We start from the raw sequence: 4,131 nt of genomic DNA on the forward strand, positions 1-4,131 counted from the left end.
GACTTTTTTGAGTCGGCAGATTTTAAATCTGCTGTGTCTACCGATTTCACCACTCGGGCTCGCACGAGCAATAAAGCCGTACTAAATAAATCAAGACAATCAAAATTTTAGCATGCGGGGCTCAATGAGGGCTGGAAGCCTCTATTCATCTCCCTTAGGCTGAAAGCTACGGCAAACCCACTAAACTATTCCCATGAAAATCTCCACCCCAAACCCAGGTCTTAAATCTCTATTTAAAGCCACCTTTTGGATGGGTTCTTTAGCCCTAGTATTGATCATCGCAGCTGGAATAATCTACCTCGTTTCCGCTCAAACCAACCCCTCTGGCAAGCGGATCATAAAAACCCTTGGAAATTCCGTTGCGATTAGCTTTGATGAGAGTGATATTCCACATATCCAGGCAAAGAGCTCGAGTGATGCACTCTTTGCTTTGGGCTATTTACATGCTAGCGAACGTTCTTGGCAAATGGAAATTAACCGCCGACTATCCAGCGGTCGGCTTTCTGAAATTCTAGGCAATGAAACTGTAGCAATTGATCGCTTTATTCGAACCCTAGGAATTAAGCATGCAGCCGAAAAGCAATTTGATCGCTACCCGATTGCCACTAAGCGATTACTGCAATCCTATGCGGATGGGGTCAACGCTGGCAATACCTACTTGGGTTGGGCTCTACCGGTTGAATACTATTTAACTGGATCCAAACCAGGTCACTGGTCCCCCACGGATAGCGTGGCATGGATGTTGATGATGGCACTTGATCTCGGTGGTAATTGGCATAAAGAATTGCAACGCCTTGAACTTTCGCAATTCTTAACAACCCAACAAGTGTGGGAAGTAATGCCAGCATACACACCAGGTGATCCCGTGAGTAACGTTGACTTCGCCAAAATGTATCGGGACATCAATGTTTTTAATCCGAATCCACACGCGCGCGATCAAAAGTCGAAGAAGCTGCCTGCAACAGAATTAGCCATCACTGAAGTGCCAGGTGGCAAGGATGGCGTTGGCTCTAATAACTGGGCGCTCAGTGGGAAACTCACGGCTTCTGGCAAGCCTTTGCTTGCGAATGATCCACATCTAGGCTTATCAGCCCCGGCGATTTGGTATATGGCTCACATGGAAGCTCCAGGTCTCAATGTGATTGGCGCCACCCTACCCGGTATTCCCGCAGTGGTACTAGGTAGAACTGATAAGTTTGCTTGGAGCTTTACTAATACAGGTCCAGATGTTCAGGATTTATATATTGAGCAATTAGACCCAAAAAATCCTGGTGTCTATCGTGGGCCCGAGGGACCACTTCCTTTTAAGGTCCGCCAAGAAATCATTGACATCAAAGGCCAGCTCCCTCTTCGCTTTTTGGTCAAAGAGACTCGACATGGCCCAGTGATTTCAGAATCCTATGCTCGAGCCAAACGTGCTATTGATACTGATCGTTTTGCCCTGAGCTTGCGATGGACTGCCCTGGACATCGAGAATCAATCTGTTGATGGTTTGATTGATATGAATCACGCCAAAGACTTGGACACATTCAAGCAAGCCCTCCGCAAAAACTATGCCCCCATGCAAAACGTTGTAATGGCAGATGTAGATGGAAATATTTCACTTCAGACAGCTGGTGTTGCTCCTAAGCGAACATTACACCAGGGACTATATGGAGTAGCACCGGCACTGAGCTGGGAAAAACAATATGACTGGACCGGGTACGTCCCTTTTGATCAACTGCCCAGTAGCAACAACCCAGATACAAACTGGATAGCCACTGCTAACCAAAAAATATTGTCCAGCAATGATCCGAACCCACTGACTGGAGACTGGGATTTGCCAACCCGCTACGACAGAATTGTGGAGCTCATTAAAGGTAAGTCAATGCATGACCTCCCATCCATGAAGTCAATGCAAGCAGATACCCTCTCTTTGGGTGCCACACCATTATTGGAATTATTTAAGTCTGCCCAATCAAAACATCCTCTCGCGCAACAAGCTATTGAACTCAGTAGAAACTTTGATGGCGATATGAAAATTGATAGTGCTGGTGCACTCATCTTTAACGCCTGGGCTGATCAGTTATCAAGAAAACTCTTTTCACGTTTGGCTTATTTGTTTACTGAAAATTATGGGGCGCGTAACTTTAGGCAACCCTTGATTTTGCAATTACAAAATCCTGATAGCCCTTGGTGCAACGACCCCCAAACTGAAAAAATTGAAACTTGTGCAGAGGCTTCTAATGCAGCATTTGATAATGCACTCGAGCAACTCAGCGCCCAATTTGGCGATAACCCTAAAAATTGGGTCTGGGGAAATGCGCACATAGCCGTCTCAGAGCACCGCCCCTTCAGCAAAGTCCCCTTCCTAGGAAGCATGTTTAATCTGACTCAAGCATTTCCTGGGGATAGCTTTAGCATCAATGTGGGGCGCCTCGAGCTTCTGAGGGCTGACAACCCTTTTGAAACCAAGCAGGCCCCCAGTCTTAGGACGCTCTTTGATTTATCCGATTTAGAGCAATCTCTCTTTATCTATCAAACTGGACAATCTGGCTGGGTGCAAAGCAAGCTCTATCGGAATATGAGTGGACTTTGGGCTCAAAATGAATATCTCCCACTGCAAATGAAGCCCAAAATAATTCGCCGGCAACTGGATCTGAATATTAAGGAAAAATAAGCTGGGGAGTTTAGAATAAAGTCTTCAGACCCAGTTCGGGTTTAACCGATTAATCGATATTGCTACTGAACATGAAAAAATTACACGCACTCACTATTTTTACTTCCCTCTCCTTGCTGCCATTCTCTAGCAGCTTCGCCGAGTGGAAAGAATTGGGATCGAATGAGGTCATGGTAGTTTATGTAGACCTAGATACCGTTAGCGCTGCTGGTGAAAAAGCACAAATCATGTCAATGCTGGATTTTAAAAAGCCTGGGGTTAATCCAAAAACAAAGCAGCCCGTTAGCTCAATCATTGGCATCAACGAATATAACTGTCCCGCCATTAGTTATCGCCCAATCGAATACAAAGAGTTCGCTGGCAATAAAGGTAGCGGCAAAGTAGTTTCAGATAACAAGACTCCGGATAGTGAATTTGAACCTGTTGTAAGTGAGTCATGGGCAGCAGGAGTATTTAACATTGTCTGCCAACGTAAATAATGACATCCCATTGAATGCTGACCTAAGCAGACCAAACCCATCGGGCTGGTCTGCTTTTTGCTTTTATCTCAGCATCACTCTTGGGGGCGCCGTTCTTTGCCTCAGTATGATGGGCTGTGCAGCCCCTCTTTTAGCCCTTGGAAGTTCAGCAACTACTGCAGCCAGCTCTGCTGGAACTGCTGCCGTCTCCGTAGCAGCAGCTAACCCGTCAACTGCTGTCAGCGCTGTCTCTACTGTAACCACCGGAAAATCTCCCTTGGAGCATGCCGCCTCTGCAGCCACCAAACAAGATTGCAACTTCCTCAATGCCTTGGGACCTAAACCCATTTGCAGCGATATTCCCATTCCCACCATCAAAGATATGAGCGAGCCATACCCGGGCCCCGCAGATAGCCTGACCACTTCTAAATAAGCAGTCTAAAATTAGCCCTTACAAGCAATCCCATCTACTAAAGCCATGACCACAGAAAATTACTACCTCACACTTACCTGCCCGAATCGACCTGGCATTGTTGCCGCAGTTTCAACCTACATCTTTGAATTGGGTGGTGACATTGAAGAGGCTCAGCAATTTGATGACAAGGCATCTAAACGCTTCTTTATGCGTGTGAGCTTTAGCTGTAGCGCTGATAGCAAAACTTTGAGAACTGGCTTTGTAGAGATCGCTAAACGTTTTGATCTTACTTGGGACTTGCGAGCTGTTAAAGATTTAAAGCGCGTATTGATCATGGCATCTAAGCTAGATCATTGCTTAGTGGATCTGCTCTACCGCTGGCGTATCGGTGAATTACCAATGATTATTTGCGGAATTGTTTCTAACCATCCGCGTGAGGTCTACTCCAGCATTGATTTTGCCGACATTCCTTTTTATCACCTCCCCGTAACACCGGAGACTAAGCCGGCACAAGAAGCTAAACTTTTAGAGATCGTTGCCGATTCAAAAGTAGATATGGTTATTTTGGCGCGTTATATGCAAATTCTGTCAGATGACTT

At 45.9% G+C, this 4,131-nt stretch carries 4 protein-coding genes; all 4 read left to right on the forward strand.

The features are described from left to right. Positions 1 to 193: 193 nt before the first annotated feature. On the forward strand, positions 194 to 2,659 hold the full coding sequence (locus B7Y67_RS11980; protein WP_293598839.1) for a penicillin acylase family protein: 2,466 nt from the start codon (positions 194 to 196) through the stop codon (positions 2,657 to 2,659). Between the two features lie 71 nt (positions 2,660 to 2,730). Further along, positions 2,731 to 3,138, forward strand: coding sequence for a surface-adhesin E family protein (locus B7Y67_RS11985; protein WP_293598840.1), 408 nt, complete (start codon positions 2,731 to 2,733; stop codon positions 3,136 to 3,138). Beyond that, positions 3,119 to 3,550: a hypothetical protein gene (locus B7Y67_RS11990; RefSeq protein ID WP_293598841.1), complete on the forward strand. Its 432-nt coding sequence runs from the start codon at positions 3,119 to 3,121 to the stop codon at positions 3,548 to 3,550. The genes B7Y67_RS11985 and B7Y67_RS11990 overlap by 20 nt, the downstream gene beginning before the upstream one ends. Positions 3,551 to 3,595: 45 nt before the next feature. Next, positions 3,596 to 4,131, forward strand: a 536-nt coding sequence (locus B7Y67_RS11995) for an ACT domain-containing protein (RefSeq protein WP_293598842.1), incomplete at its 3' end; no start/stop codon positions are given.

This window comes from Polynucleobacter sp. 35-46-11 (assembly GCF_002281105.1).